Raw genomic sequence first — 20,362 nt, 5'->3', positions numbered from 1 at the left:
TCAGGCACCCCAGCTTCCGGCGAGCTGCGTCTGCTTCACGGTGTGGCGCCGGAAGATCCACTTGGCGATGACGGGCAGCGACACCATGAGCAGGGTGATCGCGAGGAGCACGTCGACGACCTCGGGACGGATCCCGAGCTCGAACTGCAGGGTCGGGGCCCCGGCGCGCATGGCGCCGACGAGGATCGCGGCGGGGATGGTGCCGAGCGGGTTGCCGCGGGCGAGCAGGGCGATGGTGATGCCGTCGAACCCGAGCGAGCCGGCGATGCCGTTCTGGTAGCGCCACGGCTCGATCTGGAGCAGCTCGAAGGCTCCGGCGAGACCGGCCAGCGCACCCGACATCGCCATGGCGATGAGCGTGGTCCGCGTGGTCGAGATGCCGGCATACCCGGCTGCGAACTTGTTGCGGCCCACGGTCTGGAGCTCGAAGCCCAAGGTCGTGCGGCCGAGCATCCAGGCGACCGCCACGGCGAGGATGAGCGCCACGGGCAGGCCCCACGGGATGACACCGAACGGGTCGAGGCGCGCGGCCTCCGGGACGGCGTGCGAGGCGGGGAAGGGCTGGCCCGGGTCCGAGAGGGGACCGCCGTTGATGAGCCAGTCGATGATGCCCACGGCGATCGAGTTGAGCATGATCGTCGAGATGACCTCGTGGACGCCGCGGGTCGTCTTGAGCAGCGCCGCGATCGAGGCCCACATGGCACCGAAGAGGACGGCCACGACGACGGCGACGATGACGAGGAGGGGGGCGGGCAGGTCGCGCATCGCGTAGCCGACCCACGCGGCGCCGATGCCACCGGCCATGAGCTGGCCCTGGCCACCGATGTTGAACAGACCCACCTTGAGCGGGATCGCGACGGCGAGGCCCACGAGGATCAGCGGGGTCGTCTTCTGCAGCGTCGCGAGCAGACCCGACTCGGTGAGGAACGAGTGGGTGAAGAGCCGCTGGTAGGCGTACGTCGGGTTGAAGCCCTGCGCCCGGATGAGGATCGCACCGATGGCGAAGGCCAGGACGACCGCGATGAGCGGGACGACGATGGCCTGGTGGCGGACGAGGAAGCCCAGCAGCCCGGTGGGGGGCGGCGGCGCACCGCGCTCGGCGACGACGGGGACCGTGGGCGCGGCCTTGGCGGGCGCGTCGGACGCGGGGGCGTCCGGCGCGGGGCTGGGCGCGTCCTTCGCCGGTGGGCGGTCGGGGTCAACCATGACTCTCCGTGGGTGTCGTGACAGGGGTCGGAACGGAGGAACGGGTGCCCTCCGGAGAGGGCACCCGTTCCGTCGAAATCATGCTCGGACTGTATCCGACCGGGTCATCGGGCCAACAGGTTCGACGGGGCCGGTGCGGTCGTGCCAGACAGTGCCGAGCGGGTGCTCGGGTCAGGCCACCTTGAGGGTGCCGTCCTCGAGCTGCTTGACGATGTCGGCGACCTTGGTCTTGACGTCGGCGGGGATCTTCGAGTCGAAGTCGTGGAACGGCGCGAGACCGGTGTCACCCACGAAGTTGCCGCCCTTGATCGAGCCGTCCTTGGCCTGGGTGAGCAGGTCGGTGGTGCCCTTGGTGAGCTTCTTCTCGGCCGAGGTCACGAGGCACGGGTGGGCCTCCGGGACGGTGTCCCACTGGTCGACGTCGACGCCGATGCAGAAGATCGAGCTGCCCGCACCCGAGGTCTTGGCGGCCTCGCCGAGGGCGCCGTTGCCGGTGCCGCCACCGGCGCCGAAGATGAAGTCCGCACCCTGCGCGAGCATCTTCTTGGCCTCGCCGGCGCCCCACGGGGAGTCGGAGAAGGCGTTGTCGCCGGCGGGGTGGTAGACCTTCGCGACCGAGGACTTCGGGTTGGAGGCCTTGGAGCCCTGCTCGTAGCCCTTGGCGTAGGCCTGGGTCGGGGGGATCTCGGCGCCGAGGACGATGCCGAGCTTGTTGGTCTTGGTCATGAGACCCGCCATGTAGCCCGCGGCGTAGCCGGCGTTGGCCTCGGGGAAGATCAGGCCGGTGACGTTGGGCGCGGTGGCCTTGTCGTCCTGGAACTGGTCGACACCGATGAACTTGATGTTCGGGTTGGACTTCGCAGCGGTCACCGTGGCCTCGGCCATGAGGAAGCCGACCGTGACGATGGCGTCGTACTTCTGGTCGGTGAACTGCTTGAGGTTGTTCGCGTAGTCCTTGGCGTCCTTGGTCTCGATGTACTTCGTCTGGACGCCGTCGCCCTCGAGGGCCTTGACGCCCTCCCAGGCGGCCTGGTTGAAGTTCTTGTCGTCGACCGAACCGGTGTCGGTGACGAGACCGATGCAGAACACCTCCGTCGAGGAGCAGTCCTTGGGGGCGGCCGAGCTGCCGTCGGAGCTGTTGTCACCGGTGCTGCCGCCACAGCCAGCGAGGACGAGGGCGAGGGCGGCGGGTGCCGCGACGAGGAAAGGCTTGGCCTTCATAGGGGTCTACTCCTTGGGGGTGTGCAGGATGCCCCCGAATGCTAGCGGCCAGAACCACGACCTGAGACCGGGTTGAAAATCCGTTGCCGTGTCGTTACTGGCCGGTCCATCAGTGCAGGTCAGCACGCTCCCGCGAGGGCAGCCGAGGCGGTCGGCGGGCTCAGGAACGCCCGTCACCGACGGCCGGCAGCGCCTCGGGTGCCGTGTCCCGGGTGAGGGCGGCGATCTCGGTGGCGTAGGCGGGGAAGGCGGTCGAGAGCTGCTCGCGGTCGCCGAGGGTGAAGTGGTGCGGCCGGAAGGCCGGGCTGCACCAGCACGAGAGCAGCGTCCACGCGCCCATCGTCGCGGCGCCCTGCCACACGCCGGAGCGCACGAGCATCTGGCGACGCTGCGGGTTGAGCAGGGTGAGGGTGCCGTGGTTGCGTCGCGGGCCCTCCTTGAGCCGCAGCAACGCCGCCGGTGCGCCCTCGAGCCACTGCCAGCCCTCGTCGACCCCGAGCCGGTGCATCGCGGAGAACCCGTCCGGCGCCGAGGTGAGGAGCACGAGGATCGAGGACAGTCCCTGGGTCCGCGGTCCCTCGACGAACCAGGCCCCCTCGTCGGGGATCGGCTTCATCTTGTGCTCGGCGATGATCTGCTCGGGCGTACGCATCGATCAGGCTTCCTCGACCTCGTGTGCGGCGGCGGCGGCATCGCGAGCGCGGTCGCGGCACCGGTCGAGCAGGTCGGACGTGTCGATCAGGGTGCTGCGTCGCTCGCGAACCACGATCCTGCCATCCACGAGGACGTCGGTGACGTCGCCCCTGCCCGCGGCGTGGACGAGCAGCGCGGGGACGTCGTGCACCGGGGTGAGGTGGGGCTGGTCGAGGTCGAGGAGGACGAGGTCGGCGCGCTTGCCGACCTCGATGCTGCCGACGAGGTGCTCGAGGCCGAGGGCGGTGGCGCCGTCGATGGTCGCCGCCCGCAGGATCTGGGCGGCGTCGACCTCGGGGTGGCCGCTGGTGAGTGCCGCGAGGTGGGCGGCCTGGCGCATGGCCTGCCACATGTCGAGGTCGTTCGAGCTCGCGCACCCGTCGGTGCCGATCCCGAGGCGTATGCCGTCCGCCCGCCAGCGCTGCCAGTCCAGCGCGCCGGAGGCGAGCTTGAGGTTGGACCCGGGACAGTGGGCGACGGTGACGTCGGCGGGTGCGGCGAGGGCGCGGTCGGCGTCGGAGAGGTGCACCCCGTGCCCGAACACGACCTTGGGCCCCGTCGAGACCCTTTCACCTTCGTGCGTCTGCGGATTCGGTTGCTCTAGCGACCGAATCCGCAGACGCAACCAGCCGGCCCGGGCCAGCAGCTCGGTCGGGGTCGCGCCGAACCGGGCCAGCAGGTCGGTGTTCTCGGCAGCGTTCTCGGAGACGTGGGTGTGCAGGATTGGATCCAGCCGGCGATCATTCGTGACCAACTGGTCAGGAAGTGCGCGCAGGACGGAGGCGACCTCGGCGAGGTGCTCGACGGAGTTCGTGTAGGTCGCGTGGGGCATCGCGGCCACCGGCACCTCGGGGCCGCCGGTCTCGCGCAGCACCTCGGGCCAGGCCCGCAGCCCGGCCATCCGCTCGTCCCAGGAGAGGCCGTCCGGACCCGGGCCGTCGAAGAAGGTCGGCCCCCCGACGTGACGCGCCCCGGCCGTGACCGCCCCGCGGTGGGCGGCCTCGTGGTGGAAGTACATGTCGAGCTGGGTCGTGCAGCCACCGAGCAGGGACTCGAGGGCCCCGAGGGTGGCGCCGAGCTCGACGGTCGCGGGGTCCATGACGGCGCCCTCGGCCGCCCACACCCGCTCGAGGAAGCCCTGGAGGTCCACGCCCTCGGCGATCCCGCGGAGCAGGGTCATCGGCAGGTGGGTGTGGAGGTTGACCAGGCCGGGGAGGGCGAGACGGCCACGCCCGTCGACGACCTCGTCATCCTCGCGCGGGTCGACCTCGCCGATCTCGGTGATGACACCGTCCTCGACGGCGACCGACACGTCGCGCAGCACCGAGTCGCCGGCGTCGACGGTGACGACGAGCGCGAGGTCGCGCAGGACGAGGCGGCTCACGACGTGACCGTGTCGGAGTCGACGGTGCGGAAGACCGACCGGGTGTGCACCAGCTCGTCGACGACCGCGAGCACCTTGGGTGCACCCGTCGCCAGCACCTCGTTGATCTCGTCCATCGTGATCGGCTCACCCGGCCGGACGCCCGCCGCAGGGTTCACGACGAGGCTGATGGCGGCATACCGCAGTCCTGCCTCGGCGGCGAGGGTCACCTCGGGGACGCCGGTCATCCCGGCGACCGTGCCGCCCGCGAGCGCGGCGAGCCGGATCTCGGCGGGCGACTCGAAGCGCGGCCCGTCGAAGCACACGTAGGTGCCGCCGTCGATGATCGGCTGCCCGATGGCGCTCGCGGCGTCGAGGATCTCGCGGCGCAGCACCGGGTCGTAGGCGTTCGTCATGTCGGTGTGCACGACGCCGCCGGACCCGTCGCCGTCGTGGAACGTGCCCTCCCGGCGCCGTGTGAGGTCGAGGAAGTCGTCGAGGCAGACGAGCTCGCCGGCCTCGAGGTCGGGGTCGATGCCGCCGGTGACGTTGACCGCGAGGACGTCGTGGACGCCGAGGTCAGCGAGCGCCCGGATGATCCCGCGGTAGTTGACGCGGTGCGGCGGCACCTCGTGGCCCGCGCCGTGACGCGTGACGAAGACGACCAGCTGTCCGTGCCACGTCCCGCGCGTCACGGACACGCTCCCGTATGCCGTCCCGACGCTCTCGTGGTGCGCGTCGTCGAGCGCGTCGAGGGCGTAGAAACCGGTGCCGGCGAGGATTCCCAACGGTGGGCTGGTCACAGGGAGGAGGCTACTTCGAGCCGGGGGTCCCCATCGAGTCGGAGCCGTCGTGCACCGCGAGTGCGGCGTCGCCGCGAGGGGTGAGCCGGACGCGGTCGCCGGGGCGGTAGTCGGGGACGTCGACGTTGGCCACCTGCACGTGGATCGTCTCACCGTCGGGCGTGCTCGCCACGACCCTGCCGGTCGCACCGAGGAAGCTGGCGCTGACGACCGTCGCCTCGCCGTCGTCGGAGCGCTCGATGCGCACGCCCTCGGGACGCACGAGCACGACGGCAGGACCCTCGGTCACCGAGCCCGGCAGCACCGGCACGCTGCCGCCGAGGACCTCGGCGCGGCCCTGCGACACCCGGCCGGCGAGCCGGTTGCTCAGTCCGACGAAGTCGGCGACGAAGGCCGTCGCCGGGCTGGCGTAGAGCTCGTGGGGCGCGGCGAGCTGCTCGAGCCGGCCGCCACTCATCACGCCGACCCGGTCGGCGACGGCCAGGGCCTCCTCCTGGTCGTGCGTGACGAAGAGGGTGGTCGTGCCGACCTCGAGCTGGATGCGCCGGATCTCGTCGCGCAGCTGGCTGCGGACCTTGGCGTCGAGCGCCGAGAGCGGCTCGTCGAGCAGCAGCACCTGCGGCTCGATGGCCAGGGCGCGCGCCAGGGCGACGCGTTGCTGCTGGCCGCCGGACATCTGGTGGGCGAACTTGTCGACCTGGCTGCCCAGGCCCACGAGGTCGAGCATCTCTCCGGCCCGAGTGCGTCGCTGGGCACCGGAGCCGCGGCGCAGCGACAGCCCGAACTCGACGTTCTGCCGGGCGGTGAGGTGGGGGAAGAGGCTGTAGGCCTGGAACACCATCCCCATGTCGCGCTTGTTGGTCGGCACCCGGGTGAGGTCCTTGCCGGCGACGGTGACCGTGCCGCTGTCGGGGTCCTCGAGCCCGGCGAGGCACCGCAGCGCGGTCGTCTTGCCGCAGCCCGAGGGCCCGAGCAGGGCGACGAACTCGCCGGGTGCGAGGTGCAGGGTGAGGCCGTCGAGGGCGTGGACGCCGCCGTAGGTCCGGCGCAGGTCGGTCAGCTCGACGGCGACCCCCCGGTCCGTGGCTCGCTCGCTCGCGACGGTGCTCATGCGGACTCCTTGCGGGAACGGAGGCGGCGCGTGAGGGCGCCGCCCTGGCCGGCGCTGCCGACGAAGGACATGGCGAACAGGATGAGGAAGGCGAAGACGAGCGACACGAGCCCGACGGCGACCGAGATCTGCGCGTCGCTCTTGCCGAGGAGGTACATCGCGACCTGGAGGTTGTTGCGGCTGAACAGGTTGGCGATGGTGAACTCGCCGAGCACCAGGGCGACGGTGAGGAACGACGCGGACAGCACGGCCGAGCGCAGGTTGGGCAGGATGATCCGCCACATCACGGTGGGCCACCCTGCGCCGAGCGAGCGGGCGGCCTCGCTCAGGGTCCGGACGTCGATCGAGCGCAGCCCGGCGTCGATGGCGCGGTAGGAGTAGGGCAGGACGAGCACGACGTAGGCCAGCGAGAGCCACAGCGTCGACTCGCTGATCGCGGTCCCGAAGAAGTAGCGCAGCCACCCCGTGAGCCACGTGTAGATGGGGGAGAGACCGACGACGAGCACGATGGCGGGCACGGTGAGCGGCAGCAGGCAGACGAACTCGACGAGGCGCTGCGCCCGCGGCACCCGCAGGCGCACCCACGTCATCGTCGGCACGAGGAGCAGGAGCATCACGGCGACGGTGAGCACGGCCAGCCCCACCGACGTGACGACGCCGTCGTTGAGGGTGGGGTAGTCGGTGGCGACGGCCCCGAAGTCGGCGAGCGTCCGCCACGTCTGGCCGCTGCGCCCCACGCCACCCGGGCCCCGGGTCGTGAAGTCGAGCATGCCGAGCAGGGGCAGGGCGAAGAAGGCGCTGACGAGCGTGACGACCCCCCACCGGAAGGTCCGCTGCCGCCGGCGGATCCGGGCGCGTTGCCCGCTCATCGGACGAGCCACCGGCTCGCGCGACGGTCGAGGACGGCATACAGGGTCATGACGAGGGCGACGACGACGATCATCGCGAGCGCCATCGCCTTGGCGACGGCCTGCTGACCGAGCAGGACCTCGGAGCTCAGGGCGTCACCGATCTGGAGCGGGACGATCGGGGACCCCTGGCTGACCAGCGCGCGAGCCGTCGCGTACGCGCTGAGGGCGTTGGTGAACAGCAGCAGCGTGGCACCGATGAACGAGGGCAGCAGGATCGGCCCGGCGACCCGCCGCCAGTAGGTCCACGTCGTGCCGCCCAGCGTCTCGGTCGCCTCGCGCCACTGCGGCTTGAGGCCCTCGACGGCGGGCAGGAAGACGATGAGCATGAGTGGGACCTGGAAGTACAGGTAGACGAGCATGAGGCCCTTGTCCCACTCGTAGAGCCAGAGCCCGGACCCGTTCTCGACGCCGACGCGGGCCAGCCACGACGTGAGCAGCCCCGTCGCACCGAAGCTCGCGGTGAACGCGAAGGCGAGCGCCACACCACCGAACTGGGCGAGCACCCCGCACAACGAGGTGACGAACCGCTTGAGGACGCCGGTCGGGGAGGCGGTGCTCACGGCATACGCGAGCAGGGAGCCCAGCACCGCGCCGGCGACCGCGGTCACGGCCGACAGGACCAGCGACTGCCGCATCGCCTTGAGGAAGCTGGGCTCGCCGAGCGCCGAGAGGTTGCTCAGGGTCGGCCGCCCGTCGGCGCCGAGGAAGGCGCCGACGACGACGACCAGCGTCGGGATGAGCAGGAACACGGTCGTGTAGGCGAAGAACGGGAGCACCCCGGCGCCGGCGAGGGAGGGCCGTCGGCCGCGCCTCGCCCTCGCCGGGGTGGTCGTCGTCGGCTGGTCAGCCAATGGCGTTGGCCCATTCCTTGGCGAGGATCGCCTTGGCCTTGTCGGTGTCCTGCGCCGAGGGGATGACCGGCGTGCCCGTCTTGGGCAGCGCGCCCTCGGCGGTCTTGTCGAGGGTGCCGGCGGTCGACATGGCGTCGAAGAGGACCGGCTTGGCGCCGCCCTTGAGCCAGGAGTTCTGCCCGTCGGCGCTGTAGAGGTACTCCTGCCACAGGCGGGCCGCCGCCGGGTGCGGAGCCTCCTTGTTGATGGCCTGCACGTAGTAGGTCATGAGCGGGGCGTTCTCGGGTGCCCAGAGCTTCCACGTCGCGAGCTTCGGCGTGATCGAGACCTGGTTGTAGGACCAGTCGACGACGACCGGGGTCTGGCCCGACACGATCGTCGCGGGGGTGGGGTCGAGCGGCAGGAAGTTGCCCGCGTCCTTGAGCTTCTTGAACCACTCGATGCCCTTGGTCGGGTCGGCGGCCGACCCGCCCTCGGCGATGGCGACCATCTGCACGCCGGCGAACGCCGCACCGTCCTTGACCGGGTTGCCGTTGAGGGCGACCTTGCCCTTGTACGCCGACCCGAGCAGGTCGGCGAGCTTGGTCGGCGCCGGCACCTTGGCCGAGTCGTAGCCGACGGTCATGAGGCCGCCGTAGTCGTTGACCCAGGCCCCACCCGGGTCCTTGAGCTCGGCGGGGATCTTGTCGAAGTCGGTGACCTTGTAGGGCGCGAACATCGCGGTGTTGGCCAGCGCCACCGCGGGTCCGAGGTCGAAGACGTCCGGGGCGGTGCTCTGCCCGGCGAGGCGCTTGGCCGCGTCGATCTCGTCGGCGCTGCCCGCGTCGGGCTGGGCGCTGGTGATCTTGATCTCGGGGTACTTCGCGGCGAAGTTCTTGAGGATCTCGCCGTAGTTGGCCCAGTCCGGCGGGAGCGCGATGACGTTGAGGGCCCCCTCCTTCTTGGCGGCGGCCTCGAGGGCGGCCATGCCGCCCAGGGCCTCGGCGGAGGTGGCCGTGGCGGGGTCGGCGGCGGCGGACGTGCCGCTGGCCGTGGACGACGAGGTGGAGTCCTTGCTCTCGGGCGCGGCGCAGGCCGCGAGCGAGAGGGCGCAGGCACCGGCGACGGCAGCCAGGAGTGGACGGGGGAGACGAGTGGACACAGCGTGATCCTTCCGACGGGCGGGCCCGGCGCGACGGCCGCAAGGGACCCGCTCTCGACTGTAGGGCTCACGGCGCGCGCCCATACGGTGTTCACGACGTGTTGTCGCAGCCGTGGCCGGACCGCGCCCGACCCGCGACCCTCCCGAGATCACTCGCCGCCCCTGCCGCCGCCGGTGCGAGGATGCCTCTCATGGGTGCGACGAGGCAGGTGGCGATCGCGGCGACCGGTGCCGCGTCGCTCGGCGCCGGGGAGGCGGTCGTCGCCGAGGGTGGCAACGCCGTCGACGCCGCCATCGCCGCGGCGATCACCTCGATGAGCACCGAGCCGGGCATCGTGAGCCTCGCCGGCGGTGCCTTCGTGACGATCTGGCCCGCGTCGGGCCCGCCGGTCGTCCTCGACGGCAACGTCGCCATGCCGGGACGCGGCCTCCCGCGTGGGGCCTTCGGTGGGGGAGTGCGCGAGGTCGTCACCGACTACGGCGGCGGCGTGACGATGTATGCCGGCCACGGCTCGGTCGCGGTGCCCGGGGCCCTCTCGGCGTACGAGGCGGCCGTGACGCGCTTCGGCTCACGGCCGTGGGCCTCGGTCGTGGCGCCTGCCGCCGGGGTGTGCCGCGACGGCTACCCCATCGGTGGGGCCGCCACGCGCTACCTCGGGTACGTCGCGGACGGCCTCTTCGGCCTCGACCCCGGTGCCCGGGCGCTCACCCGTCGACCCGACGGATCCCCTTTTGTCGCAGGCGATCTCGCCCACAACCTCGAGCTGGCAACGGTGCTCGACGCGGTGGCCCGCGAGGGTGCGTCGCTGCTCATGACCGGTGACCTCGGGCACGCGCTCGCGGCCGACATGGCCGCGAACGGTGGGCTGGTCACGCAGGCCGACCTCACGGCATACGAGGTCGTGGAACGCACGCCGGTGCGCCGACGGGTCGGCGACTGGGACGTCGCGGTCAACCCACCGCCCTCGGTCGGTGGGCCGATGCTCGCGGTCATGCTCTCCGAGCTCGAGCGCACCCACGGGTTCTCGTGGGACGACGTCGTCCGGATCCAGCGGGCGGTGCTGGCCTACCGGCTCGCCGTCCACGACGTCTCCCGCGACCTCGACGCCGACGGGCACGCGCTCCTCGCGGCGGTCGAGCGGCACGGGCTCGCGGGCCTGCCGACGTCGGCGTCGACGGCGCACGTGTCGGCGGTCGACTCCGACGGGCTCGCCTGCGCGGTGACGATGTCGAGCGGCTACGGCGCCGGCGTCACCATCCCCGGGACGGGGATCCTGCTCAACAACGCGCTCGGGGAGCCCGAGCTCAACCGGCTCGGGCTGCACGCCCTCGAGCCGGGCACGCGGCTCGCCTCCAACATGGCGCCGACGGTCGCGCGCGCCGAGGACGGTCGCGTGCTCGCCGTCGGCTCACCGGGGGCCGACCGGATCACGACGGCGCTCATGCAGGTGCTCGCCCAGCTGTGCCTGCACGGCGCCGACCTCGACACGGCGATCCAGGCGCCGCGGGTGCACGTCCGCTTCGCCGAGGACGGCGAGGCCGTCGTCGAGCACGAGGCGAGCCCCGAGATCGAGGCGGCGGTCGCGGCGGCCGGGCTGCGCGGTCTCGACCACGGCGAGCTCTCGATGTACTTCGGTGGGGTGGGTGCGGCATACCGGGGCAGTGACGGTGGCCTGCGTGCGGCGGGCGACCCGCGTCGCGAGGCCGCGGTCGGGGTCGCATAGTCCGTCTGGGCCCCTGGGTTGCACCTTGGGACCAGCAGGTCGACCATCGGGGAAGCGACGCCGACGTCGAGACCCACCGCCGGCGCCCTCCCGGCCGGCGACGGTTCGGTCGGGGCCGATCCCGGAGGTGGACCAGACCCATGAAGCGCATGCTCACAACACTCACAGCCGTCGCGGCAGCGGCGGCTCTCCCGTTCGTCCAACCACACGGCCTGCCCGGCAAGGCCGACGCCAGCACGACGTCGACGACGGCCGCCCAGCAGGCAGCCGACCAGGCCCGCAGGCGTGACCCGGTCGAGCGCCGCATCGACGCCCTCATCCGTGCGATGACGACGACCGAGAAGCTCCAGCAGGTGCAGCTGCTCTCCGACGGCCAGATCACCGAGGCCGACGCGAGGGCCGGTGTCGGAGGCGTCTTCAGCCTCACCGACCCCGACAAGATCAACCAGTTCCAGAAGGTCGCGGTCGAGCAGTCCCGGCTGCACATCCCGATCCTCTTCGCCTACGACACCATCCACGGCTACCGCACGATCTTCCCGGTGCCGCTGGGTGCGGCCAGCTCGTTCGACCCCGAGGTCGGCGAGATCGACGCGGCCATCGGTGCGCGCGAGTCGGCGACGGTGGGTCTCAAGCAGATCTACAGCCCGATGGTCGACGTCTCCCACGACCCCCGCTGGGGCCGCATCGTCGAGGGCGGCGGTGAGGACCCGCTCCTCAACTCGGCCTTCTCGGCGGCGCGGGTGCGCGGTGCGCAGGGTTCGGACTACTCCAAGCCGGACAAGGTCGCGGCCTCGGTGAAGCACTTCGTCGCCTACGGCCAGCCCGAGGGCGGACGCGACTACAACACGACGGACATGTCGGAGCGACGGCTGCGTGACCTCTACCTGCCGCCGTTCAAGGCCGCCGTCGACGCCGGTGTCGCCTCGGTCATGTGCTCGTTCAACTCGCTCAACGGCGTGCCCGGGTGTGCGAACCACGAGACCGAGACCGACATCCTCAAGAAGGAGTGGGGCTTCGACGGGTTCATCGTGAGCGACTACACCGCCGTCGCCGAGACCCGGGCCTGCCCGCCGGTCAAGCCCGAGTCCGGCTCGTGCGGTCACGGCACCGCCGCCGACGGGCCGAGCGCCGGGGCGAACGCCCTCAACGCCGGGACCGACCAGGAGATGGTGAGCACCTTCCTGCGCGACTACGGCGCCGGGCTGCTGCGCAGCCGCGACATCTCGATGGCCCGTCTCGACGACGCCGTCCGACGGATCCTGCGGGTGAAGTTCCGTGCCGGTCTCTTCGAGAACCCCTACGTCGACGTCGCCAAGGCCAAGGACCCCGCCAGCTTCCTCACCCCCAGTGACCGGGCAGCCGCCCGCAAGGCCGCCGGCGAGTCGATGGTCCTGCTCAAGAACGCCTCGGCCACCCTGCCGCTCTCACCGGCGAAGAAGACCGCGGTCATCGGGCCGCTCGGCAACGACCAGCACAACATGCTCGGCCCGTGGTGGGGCCGCGGCGAGGACGCCGACGCCGTCAGCGTCTTCACCGGCATCAAGGCGGTCAACCCGACCGCGACCTACACGCCGGGCTGCACGCTGGTCGACAGCGAGCCGCCGAACATCAAGCCCACCGACTACTGCGCCTCGGACGCCGGGTTCGACGCGGCGGTCGCGGCGGCGCAGGCGGCCGACCAGGTGGTCATCGCCGTCGGTGAGACCCGTGGCATGAGCGCCGAGGCGGCCTCGCGCAGCGACATCTCACTGCCCGGGCGCCAGCAGGAGCTCATCGACCGGATCAAGGCCACGGGCAAGCCGTTCGCGGTCGTCCTGTTCAACGGCCGACCGCTCACCATCCCGGACGTCGACGCCACCGCGCCGGCGATCCTCGAGGCCTGGTTCCCGGGTGTCGAGGCGGGCAACGCCGTCGCCGACGTCGTCTTCGGCAAGGTCAACCCCGGTGGCAAGCTGCCGGTGTCCTTCCCGGTCACCGTCGGCCAGGTCCCGATCTACTACAACCACGAGCCGACCGGGCGTCCCTGCGACATCACCCAGAAGTACGTCTCGCGCTACCGGGACCTCGACACCTGCGACCCGCTCTACGTCTTCGGTCACGGCCTGAGCTACACGACCTTCACGACGAGCACGCCGCGGCTGGACCGCACCAGCGTCCGTCGCGACGGCAGGGTCACGGCCACGATGACCGTCACCAACACGGGTGCGGTGGCGGGTGACGAGGTCGCCCAGCTCTACCTGCACGACCCGGTGGCCAGCCTGTCGCAGCCGGTGCGCCGGCTCGTCGGCTTCGAGCGGGTCACGCTCGCGCCGGGGCAGAGCAAGGTCGTGAGGTTCACGCTTGACCGCAACGCCTTCGGGTTCCACGACAACGACGGTCGTCTCGTCGTCGAGCCGGGCACCATCGAGCTCTACGGCGGCAGCTCGTCGAAGGCCGACAAGAAGGTCACCTTCACGGTCACCCGCTGACCGCGCGTCGGGCCGGATCCGAGCGATCCGGCCCGGCGCCGTCTGCGAGCAGGTGCCCGACGTGCGCTGTGCACTGCTGCGCTGGAGTGCAGCAGTGCACAGTCCGTCGGGCACCTGACAGTGCACTGCTGCGCCAGGGAGCAGCAGTGCACAGTGACCGCCCACGCGGTCCGGACACGGCCGGCTGGACGCCGGCGACACCGCCTCACCGGGTGGCGCCGGTGACCATCCAGCCGTCGGTGCGCACCCGCGCCCACATGAGCACTCCCCGGATCGCCATGAACCCGGTGAACGCCAGCCACAGCCACATCACTGCGTTGCCGGTCGCCCGGGCGCTGCCTTCCTCGAGGAGCCAGTCGCCCATGAGGTGCACGCCGAGGATGAGCGGCAGGTAGGCCACGAGGTTGGCGAGCATCGCCCGCGCCAGCCACGGCCCGTCGCCCGCGCCGATGAGGACGCCGTCGATGACGAAGACGTAGCCGCTGAGCGGCTGCGTGAGCGCCACGATGATGAGGGCCGCGGCGATGGCCGTCTGCACCGCCGGGTCGCCCGTGAAGAGCTGCGGGAGGACGGTGCGCAGCAGGAGCAGGACGATGCCGAGCGCGAAGCCGGCGATGATGCCCCACCGCACCATGAGCGTGGTGACCGAGCGGGTCCGCGCGAGGTCGCCCTCGCCGAGCGACTTGCCGGTGAGCGCCTGGGCCGCGATGGCGATGGCGTCGAGGGCGAACACGAGGAAGCTCCAGATCGTGGCCGACACCTGGTAGGCCGCCAGCGGCACGTCGCCCAGTCCGGCGGCCACCCACGTGGTCACGAGGAGCACGGCCCGCAGCGCGAGGGTGCGCACGAGCAGCGGTATGCCGGTGCGTGCCGCCTTGAGGATCCGTCCCGGATGCGCCCGGAGGGTGACCTCGTGGCGCCGTGCCTCGCGCATGAGCACGACGACGAGGGCGGCGGCCATGCCGGTCTGCGCCAGGACGGTGCCGAGTGCGGACCCGGCGATGCCCCAGCCGAAGCCGTAGACGAACAGCAGGTTGAGCGCGATGTTCGACGTGAACCCGAGGGCGCTCGCGGCCAGGGGGGTGCGGGTGTCCTGGAGCCCGCGCAGGACACCGGTCGTGGCGAGGACGACGAGCATCGCCGGGAGGCTGATCGCCGAGATCCGCAGGTAGGTCACGGCGTGGCCGAGCGCCTCGGGCGAGGCCCCGAACACGCGACAGATGGGTCCGGCCGCGACCGCGATGACGACGGCGGTCACCGCCCCGAGACCGACCGCGAGCCACGTGCCGTCGATGCCCGCGGCGATCGCGCCGTCGCGGTTGCCGGCGCCGAGCTGGCGGGCGACGACGGCGGTCGTGCCGTAGGCGAGGAACACGAAGATGTTGGCGGCGGTGAGGAGCATCGCGCTCGCGACGCCGAGGCCGGCCAGCTGCGGGGTGCCGAGGTGGCCGACGATGGCGGAGTCGGTGAGGAGGAAGAGCGGCTCGGCGACGAGCGCGAGGAACGCCGGGAGCGCGAGCCGTAGGACCTCACGGTGCTGGCTCGGGGTCTCCTGGCCGTCGGCCGGCCTCTCGTCGCGCACAGGGCGACGCTAGCGGCAGGCGGTCAGGCCCGCCCCCGCGTCTTGCCCGCGGCGCCACGGCGCGTCGGGCCGACCGCTGCCCCGACGAGGGCCTGCGCCGAGGCCTTGGCGACGACAGCCGCATCGGGGGAGGCGTCGAGGGCGCCACTGGCGAGGCCGCCGTCGAGCAGGAGCGTGAGGGCTCGGGAGAGCGCGTCGGGATCCTTCGCGCCGGCGTCCTCGGCGACGTCTCGGACCCACGCCCTCACCGACGTCTTGTGCGCGACGGTGCGGTCGTGCACGCGGCTGCCGGGAGCGGTCTCGGCGGCGGCGTTGATGAAGCCGCACCCGCGGTAGCCCTCCCGGCGGCAGGCGTTGCCGAGCGCGTCGAAGAGCCCGACCAGCTGGTCGGCAGGTGCCGGTCCGGCAGCCTCGGCGGCAGCGTGCAGCTGCCCCGACCACGCCTCGTCGACGACGTCGAGGTAGGCCACGACGAGGTCGTCCTTGGACGGGAAGTGCTTGTAGAAGGTCGCCTTGGCGACGCCTGACTCGGCGATGATCAGGTCGATCCCGGTGGCGCGGATCCCGTGGGCGTAGAAGAGCCGGAACGCCGTCTGCACGATGCGGTCGCGCGCTGACGGCGGAGGCACCTTCGACGTGCTCGACATGCTCGCTCCTTGGAGATAGACAGAACTGTCTGTTAGGTTACCGCACACCACGAGATAGACAGACCTGTCTACCTTCCGGACCGGTGGGCCGAGAGCCCACCGCCGACCAGCAGGAGCACCCATGAAGATCGCAGTCCTCGGCACCGGCATGGTGGGGCAGGCCCTCGCCGCCCGTCTCGACGAGCTGGGCCACGACGTCATCGTCGGAACCCGCGACCCCGAGGCCGCCCGCACGCGTGACGAGTCTTTCTTCGCGGCCCACCCGGGCGTCGGGCTCGCCTCCTTCGCCGACGCGGCTCTGGCCGCCGAGGTGGTCCTCAACGCGACGAACGGCGCCGCGTCCCTCGCCGTGCTCGACGCGGCCCGCGACGGCCTCGGCGGCAAGGTCCTCGTCGACGTCGCCAACCCCCTCGACGTCTCGGCGGGCATGCCGCCCACCCTCACGGTCAAGGACACCGACTCCTTGGGGGAGCAGATCCAACGCGCGCACCCCGACGCCCGGGTGGTCAAGTCGCTCAACACCCTCACCGCCGGCCTCATGACGCACCCCGGTGCGCTCGGTCGCGACTCGTCCGTCTTCGTCTCGGGTGACGACGCCCAGGCCAAGGAGGTCGTGTCCGGGCTGCTGCGCGAGTTCGGGCACACCGACGTCATCGACCTGGGCGACATCACCACCGCCCGCGGCACGGAGATGTGGCTCCCGCTGTGGCTGCGGCTGTGGGGCGCCCTCGGCACGCCGGAGTTCAACCTCCACATCGTGCGCTGAGCGCGCTGAGCGAGCGGACCGGGCGGGACTTGGCTACGCTTCGGTAACCACCGTCTGCTGGAGGTCTCGATGACGAGTTCCCGCCTGGTCCCACGCGCCCGCACGTCCCGCCGTGGCCGCCCCCGACGGACCAGGTATGCCGTCCTCGCAGCGGTGCTCGCGTCGCTCGTCGCGCTCATGGCGGCCGCTCCCGGTGCGGCGAGCGCCGGTCGGGAGTGGTGGGAGCCGGTCGCGCCGCAGACCCCCGACTCGCAGGTCGACGTCGTCGGTGCCCCGTTCACCGGAACGACCGCGGCCGGCGAGGTGCGCGGGCTCGTCGACGCCCACACCCACATGTTCAGCGACGAGGGCTTCGGCGGCAACGTCGTGTGCGGCAGGACGTTCAGCCCGCACGGCATCGCCGACGCACTCAAGGACTGCCGGGCGCACCAGCCCAACGGCAACCTCGCGCTCATCGAGAACCTCACCAACGCACGGCAGGGCGGCAACCCCTTCGCGAGCCACGACACGGTGGGCTGGCCGACGTTCCGGTTCTGGCCGGCATACGACTCCTTCACGCACCAGCAGATGTACTACAAGTGGGTCGAGCGGGCCTGGCGTGGCGGGCAGCGGATCCTCGTCAACGACCTCGTCTCGAACTCCGGGCTGTGCACCATCAACGGCGTCGTCAACCCGCCCAACACGAGCTCGTGCAACGACATGGACGCCGTCCGCCGCGAGGCGGAGAGGACCCGTGAGCTCGAGGCGTTCGTCGACGCGCAGTACGGCGGCGCCGGCAAGGGCTGGTTCCGGGTCGTCACGACACCTGCCCAGGCGCGCTCGGTCGTCGAGCAGGGCAAGCTCGCCGTCGTCCTCGGCGTCGAGGTGTCCGAGCCGTTCGGCTGCAAGCAGACCCTGACCATCCCGGCCTGCGGCAGGGCCCAGATCGACCGCGGCCTCGACGAGCTCAAGGCGCTCGGGGTCTCGTCGATGTTCCTCTGCCACAAGTTCGACAACGCGCTGTGCGGCGTGCGCTACGACGAGGGCACGACCGGCGTCATCGTCAACCTGGGGCAGTTCCTCACGACCGGCACCTGGTGGAACCCGCGCACGTGCCGGCCGGGCGAGGTCCCCGACCACACGGTCGCCGGAGGCGTGCTGCCCAAGGAGCTCGCGGTCGCCTTCCCGCTCGCGGTGCTGCCGGTGTATCCCGCTGGGCCACACTGCAACCCGCGTGGTCTGTCGTCGCTGGGCGAGTACGCCGTGCGCGGTCTCGTGAAGCGTCACATGATGGTCGAGGTCGACCACATGTCGGCGAAGGCGGCCGCGCGCACCTTCTCGATCCTCGAGGAGACCCGGTATGCCGGCGCGCTCAGCTCGCACTCGTGGATGGCCGAGCCGTTCATGGAGCGCCTGTACTCCCTCGGCGGTTTCGCGACCCAGTACGGCCACGGCACAACGCAGTTCGTCGCCGACTGGCGGGCGAGCAAGGCCCAGCGGGACCGGTTCGGGGTCGGCTATGGCTTCGGCATGGACATGAACGGGTTCGGTGGGACACCGCCGCCGAGGGAGGGCGCGGCCACGTCGGCTGCCGGACCCGTCGTCTATCCGTTCCGGTCCGCCGACGGAGGTTCGGTGCTGTCGCGCCAGCGCACCGGCGAGCGGGTCTGGGACGTCAACGTCGACGGCGTCGCCCACTACGGGCAGGTGCCCGACTGGGTGGAGGACCTCCGGCTCGTCGGCGGTCAGGAGCTCGTCGACGACCTCATGGCCGGGGCCGAGTCCTACCTCCGGACGTGGGAGGAGGCCGCCGCCCACTGAGGTCCCGCGCCGACGTCCCCACCGCGCGCAGGCTCAGGTCGCGAGGGTCACCCAGAGCGCCGCCACCGCGAGCAGGGCCGTGGCGATGGTGACGACGAGGACCTCGCCCACCGCGGGCTCGAGCCCCGGCGCCGGGAAGTGGTGGGCGACCCGGCGCAGCCTCGTACGGGTCGAGAAGAAGAGCCACGTGGCGATCACCGCGGCGAGGACCACGACGACCGTGACGACCGGGCCGTGCTGCGCGGCCCACCGCAGGAACAGCAGCGACGCCGCCGCGAAGGAGACCGCCGTCCGCTGCCACGCCAGCGCGGTGCGCTCGGGCTGCAGGCCCGCGTCGTCGCGGGGTGTGGGACGGTCGGTCACGGCTACCTCGTGGCGACGAGCACGAGCAGGGTGGCGGCCACGACGACGCTGCCCAGGACGAGGAACGGGATGAGCGTCGGGAAGGGAAGCGGTCGCCCGTGCCGCATCGCCTGCTCGACCCGCAGCCACCGCACGCCGGCGCCGACCGCGACGGCGACGCCGAGCAGGGTGAGGCCGACGGCGACGATCCCGCGGACGGTCTCGTCGAGGTCGATGCCGAAGCCCTCGATGGCGACGGCCCCGGCGATGAGCGCGAGGCCGGTGCGGATCCACGCGAGGAAGGTCCGCTCGTTGGCGAGCGTGAACCGCGGATCGGGCTCGCTGCCGTCACGCAGGACCTCGGGGCGCATGCCCACGACCCTAGCCACGACGGCACGAGAGGGGTGTCGGGAGGCGAGCGGGCGGCATACATTGACAGGCATGTGCCGAAACATCCGTCAGCTGCACAACTTCGAGCCTCCCGCCACGGACTCCGAGGTGTATGCCGCCGCGCTCCAGTACGTGCGCAAGGTGAGTGGGTCGACCAAGCCGTCGCAGGCGAACCAGGAGGCGTTCGACGCGGCGGTGCGCGAGGTCGCGGACGCGACCCAGCACCTGCTCGACCACCTCGTCACAGCCGCGCCGCCCAAGGACCGTGAGGTCGAGGCCGCCAAGGCGCGGGCGCGGTCCGCGGAGAGGTACGGCCGGGCGGGCTGAGCCTGCTCTCCCGTCAGCCCTGCGGCCGGACGGTGAGGATCTGCGCCAGGGTGCCGACGGGTCCGTCCTCGTCGTGCAGGATGCTGCTCGTGAGGCCGATGCCGTCGTCGCCGAAGGTCACGGAGGTGTCGAAGCCGATCCAGCCGGCGCGAGGTTCACGCACGAGGTGCGCGGTGAGGTCGAGGTTGGGGAAGGCGACGCTGTCGGGGTCCTCGCGCACGGTCATGCCGTTGGCGATGTCGAGCAGCCCGACGGCAGCGGCGGTCGGTGACACGGGTTCGCCGTCGACGAGGGGTTCGTCGGTGCGCACCCAGAAGTGGGCGCGGCCGGGCGCCACCTGGCTCCGACGGAGGTGGGCCGTCGCGATGAAGCCACCGGGCCAGACGGTCGTGGGGTCCCACTCGGGGGTGTCGGCGGGGGCCGGGATCGTCGCGGTGGGGGTGCCGGCGATACCGGTCGTGTCGCGCTGCTGGACGAGCCAGGCGCGCAGGAGGACGGCAGGTCGGCCGCCGTGGCTCAGGGTCGCCTCGACGAGCTCGATCGTGCGGCCGGGTCGCAGGACCCGGACGTGGGTCTCGACCTCGTCGATCGGGAGCGTGCCGAGGATGTCGAAGGAGAGCCGGGCCACGGGGAGCCGGTTGGTGCCGGTCTCGGGTCGGCGTCCGTCACGGTCGGTCTCGACGACGTGGGCGAGGAGTCCGAGCGCCGGGGCGATGTGCTGCTCGTCGAGCGTCCAGGCCCCGCCGGTGTGGCGGGTGGCCCGGAACGTGGTCGGTCCGGTGCGCTCGAAGTAGGCCATGTGGTCGATCCTGTCGCACCCCTGAACGGGGATGGCACGACCCCTTGACAAACCGGCGATCTACTGCCGAGTAAGGGCCAACCCCGGAGGGGTCCTGCAGGGCCATGGGGGCCAGCGGTGTGACGTGGTTCATGTGGACGAGACACGCCCGGATATTTCTTCTGCACACATGGGGTGGACGGCAAACCCGCAGGTCAGCGGGTTGCATCATGGGGGA

At 71.7% G+C, this 20,362-nt stretch carries 19 protein-coding genes; 5 read left to right on the top strand and 14 right to left on the bottom strand.

All coding sequences use genetic code 11. The features are described 5' to 3' along the window. The 9 genes from KLO01_RS05835 to KLO01_RS05795 all read right to left on the bottom strand — a co-directional run bounded on the left by KLO01_RS05835 (window position 1) and on the right by KLO01_RS05795 (window position 9,300). A complete protein-coding gene (locus KLO01_RS05835) occupies window positions 1-1,206 on the bottom strand; it encodes an ABC transporter permease (RefSeq protein WP_147062962.1) in 1,206 nt (401 codons plus the stop codon). Window positions 1,207-1,377: 171 nt separating this feature from the next. Continuing rightward, window positions 1,378-2,427 (bottom strand): BMP family lipoprotein, encoded by a 1,050-nt coding sequence (locus KLO01_RS05830; protein WP_147062960.1) that lies wholly within the window; start codon window positions 2,425-2,427, stop codon window positions 1,378-1,380. 160 nt (window positions 2,428-2,587) lie between these two features. Next, window positions 2,588-3,079, bottom strand: a complete 492-nt coding sequence (locus KLO01_RS05825; RefSeq protein WP_147062958.1) for a cupin domain-containing protein — start codon at window positions 3,077-3,079, stop codon at window positions 2,588-2,590. A 3-nt stretch (window positions 3,080-3,082) separates the two neighbouring features. Then, window positions 3,083-4,504 (bottom strand): amidohydrolase family protein, encoded by a 1,422-nt coding sequence (locus tag KLO01_RS05820; protein ID WP_147062956.1) that lies wholly within the window; start codon window positions 4,502-4,504, stop codon window positions 3,083-3,085. Beyond that, window positions 4,501-5,286, bottom strand: a complete 786-nt coding sequence (locus tag KLO01_RS05815) for an S-methyl-5'-thioinosine phosphorylase (protein WP_147062954.1) — start codon at window positions 5,284-5,286, stop codon at window positions 4,501-4,503. Before KLO01_RS05815 ends, KLO01_RS05820 begins: the two co-directional genes overlap by 4 nt. A gap of 10 nt (window positions 5,287-5,296) precedes the next feature. Next, window positions 5,297-6,397 (bottom strand): ABC transporter ATP-binding protein, encoded by a 1,101-nt coding sequence (locus KLO01_RS05810; protein WP_147062952.1) that lies wholly within the window; start codon window positions 6,395-6,397, stop codon window positions 5,297-5,299. Continuing rightward, window positions 6,394-7,266, bottom strand: coding sequence for an ABC transporter permease (locus tag KLO01_RS05805; protein WP_147062950.1), 873 nt, complete (start codon window positions 7,264-7,266; stop codon window positions 6,394-6,396). Before KLO01_RS05805 ends, KLO01_RS05810 begins: the two co-directional genes overlap by 4 nt. Next, entirely contained in the window at window positions 7,263-8,159 is an 897-nt protein-coding gene (locus KLO01_RS05800; protein ID WP_246136070.1) for an ABC transporter permease, read from the bottom strand. Before KLO01_RS05800 ends, KLO01_RS05805 begins: the two co-directional genes overlap by 4 nt. After that, window positions 8,152-9,300, bottom strand: coding sequence for an ABC transporter substrate-binding protein (locus KLO01_RS05795; protein WP_246136069.1), 1,149 nt, complete (start codon window positions 9,298-9,300; stop codon window positions 8,152-8,154). Before KLO01_RS05795 ends, KLO01_RS05800 begins: the two co-directional genes overlap by 8 nt. Before the next feature lie 191 nt (window positions 9,301-9,491). Between KLO01_RS05795 and KLO01_RS05790 the strand changes: the two genes are divergently transcribed. Together KLO01_RS05790 and bglX are read left to right on the top strand one after the other, a co-directional pair. Next, window positions 9,492-11,024, top strand: coding sequence for a gamma-glutamyltransferase (locus tag KLO01_RS05790; RefSeq protein WP_246136068.1), 1,533 nt, complete (start codon window positions 9,492-9,494; stop codon window positions 11,022-11,024). Window positions 11,025-11,164: 140 nt separating this feature from the next. After that, window positions 11,165-13,492, top strand: a complete 2,328-nt coding sequence (gene bglX / locus KLO01_RS05785; RefSeq protein ID WP_222611925.1) for a beta-glucosidase BglX — start codon at window positions 11,165-11,167, stop codon at window positions 13,490-13,492. Window positions 13,493-13,697: 205 nt separating this feature from the next. On the opposite strand, the gene KLO01_RS05780 is transcribed toward bglX, so the two are convergent. Continuing rightward, a complete protein-coding gene (locus KLO01_RS05780; RefSeq protein WP_147062945.1) occupies window positions 13,698-15,074 on the bottom strand; it encodes an MATE family efflux transporter in 1,377 nt (458 codons plus the stop codon). Window positions 15,075-15,097: 23 nt separating this feature from the next. Next, window positions 15,098-15,721, bottom strand: a complete 624-nt coding sequence (locus KLO01_RS05775) for a TetR/AcrR family transcriptional regulator (RefSeq protein ID WP_147062943.1) — start codon at window positions 15,719-15,721, stop codon at window positions 15,098-15,100. Between the two features lie 121 nt (window positions 15,722-15,842). Here KLO01_RS05775 and KLO01_RS05770 point away from each other — a divergent pair, with 121 nt between their 5' ends. Together KLO01_RS05770 and KLO01_RS05765 are read left to right on the top strand one after the other, a co-directional pair. Then, window positions 15,843-16,487 carry an NADPH-dependent F420 reductase gene (locus tag KLO01_RS05770; protein ID WP_147062941.1) on the top strand — a complete coding sequence of 215 codons (645 nt, stop codon included), beginning with the start codon at window positions 15,843-15,845 and terminating at the stop codon, window positions 16,485-16,487. Window positions 16,488-16,556: 69 nt separating this feature from the next. Further along, window positions 16,557-18,287, top strand: a complete 1,731-nt coding sequence (locus tag KLO01_RS05765) for an amidohydrolase family protein (RefSeq protein WP_246136067.1) — start codon at window positions 16,557-16,559, stop codon at window positions 18,285-18,287. 33 nt (window positions 18,288-18,320) lie between these two features. Here KLO01_RS05765 and KLO01_RS05760 read toward each other — a convergent pair whose 3' ends face one another. Both KLO01_RS05760 and KLO01_RS05755 read right to left on the bottom strand, forming a co-directional pair. Further along, window positions 18,321-18,650: a DUF202 domain-containing protein gene (locus KLO01_RS05760; protein WP_147062939.1), complete on the bottom strand. Its 330-nt coding sequence runs from the start codon at window positions 18,648-18,650 to the stop codon at window positions 18,321-18,323. Window positions 18,651-18,652: 2 nt separating this feature from the next. Then, window positions 18,653-19,000 carry a YidH family protein gene (locus tag KLO01_RS05755; protein WP_147062937.1) on the bottom strand — a complete coding sequence of 116 codons (348 nt, stop codon included), beginning with the start codon at window positions 18,998-19,000 and terminating at the stop codon, window positions 18,653-18,655. A 70-nt stretch (window positions 19,001-19,070) separates the two neighbouring features. Here KLO01_RS05755 and KLO01_RS05750 point away from each other — a divergent pair, with 70 nt between their 5' ends. Beyond that, on the top strand, window positions 19,071-19,346 hold the full coding sequence (locus KLO01_RS05750) for a DUF2277 domain-containing protein (RefSeq protein WP_147062935.1): 276 nt from the start codon (window positions 19,071-19,073) through the stop codon (window positions 19,344-19,346). 13 nt (window positions 19,347-19,359) lie between these two features. On the opposite strand, the gene KLO01_RS05745 is transcribed toward KLO01_RS05750, so the two are convergent. Beyond that, window positions 19,360-20,145, bottom strand: coding sequence for a thioesterase family protein (locus tag KLO01_RS05745; RefSeq protein WP_147062933.1), 786 nt, complete (start codon window positions 20,143-20,145; stop codon window positions 19,360-19,362). Window positions 20,146-20,362 lie beyond the last annotated feature (217 nt).

Source organism: Knoellia locipacati, from assembly GCF_007992835.1.
Classification (GTDB): domain Bacteria; phylum Actinomycetota; class Actinomycetes; order Actinomycetales; family Dermatophilaceae; genus Knoellia; species Knoellia locipacati.
The sequence above is the reverse complement of the archived record's forward strand: the minus strand, read 5'-3'. Positions and strand labels throughout refer to the sequence as shown.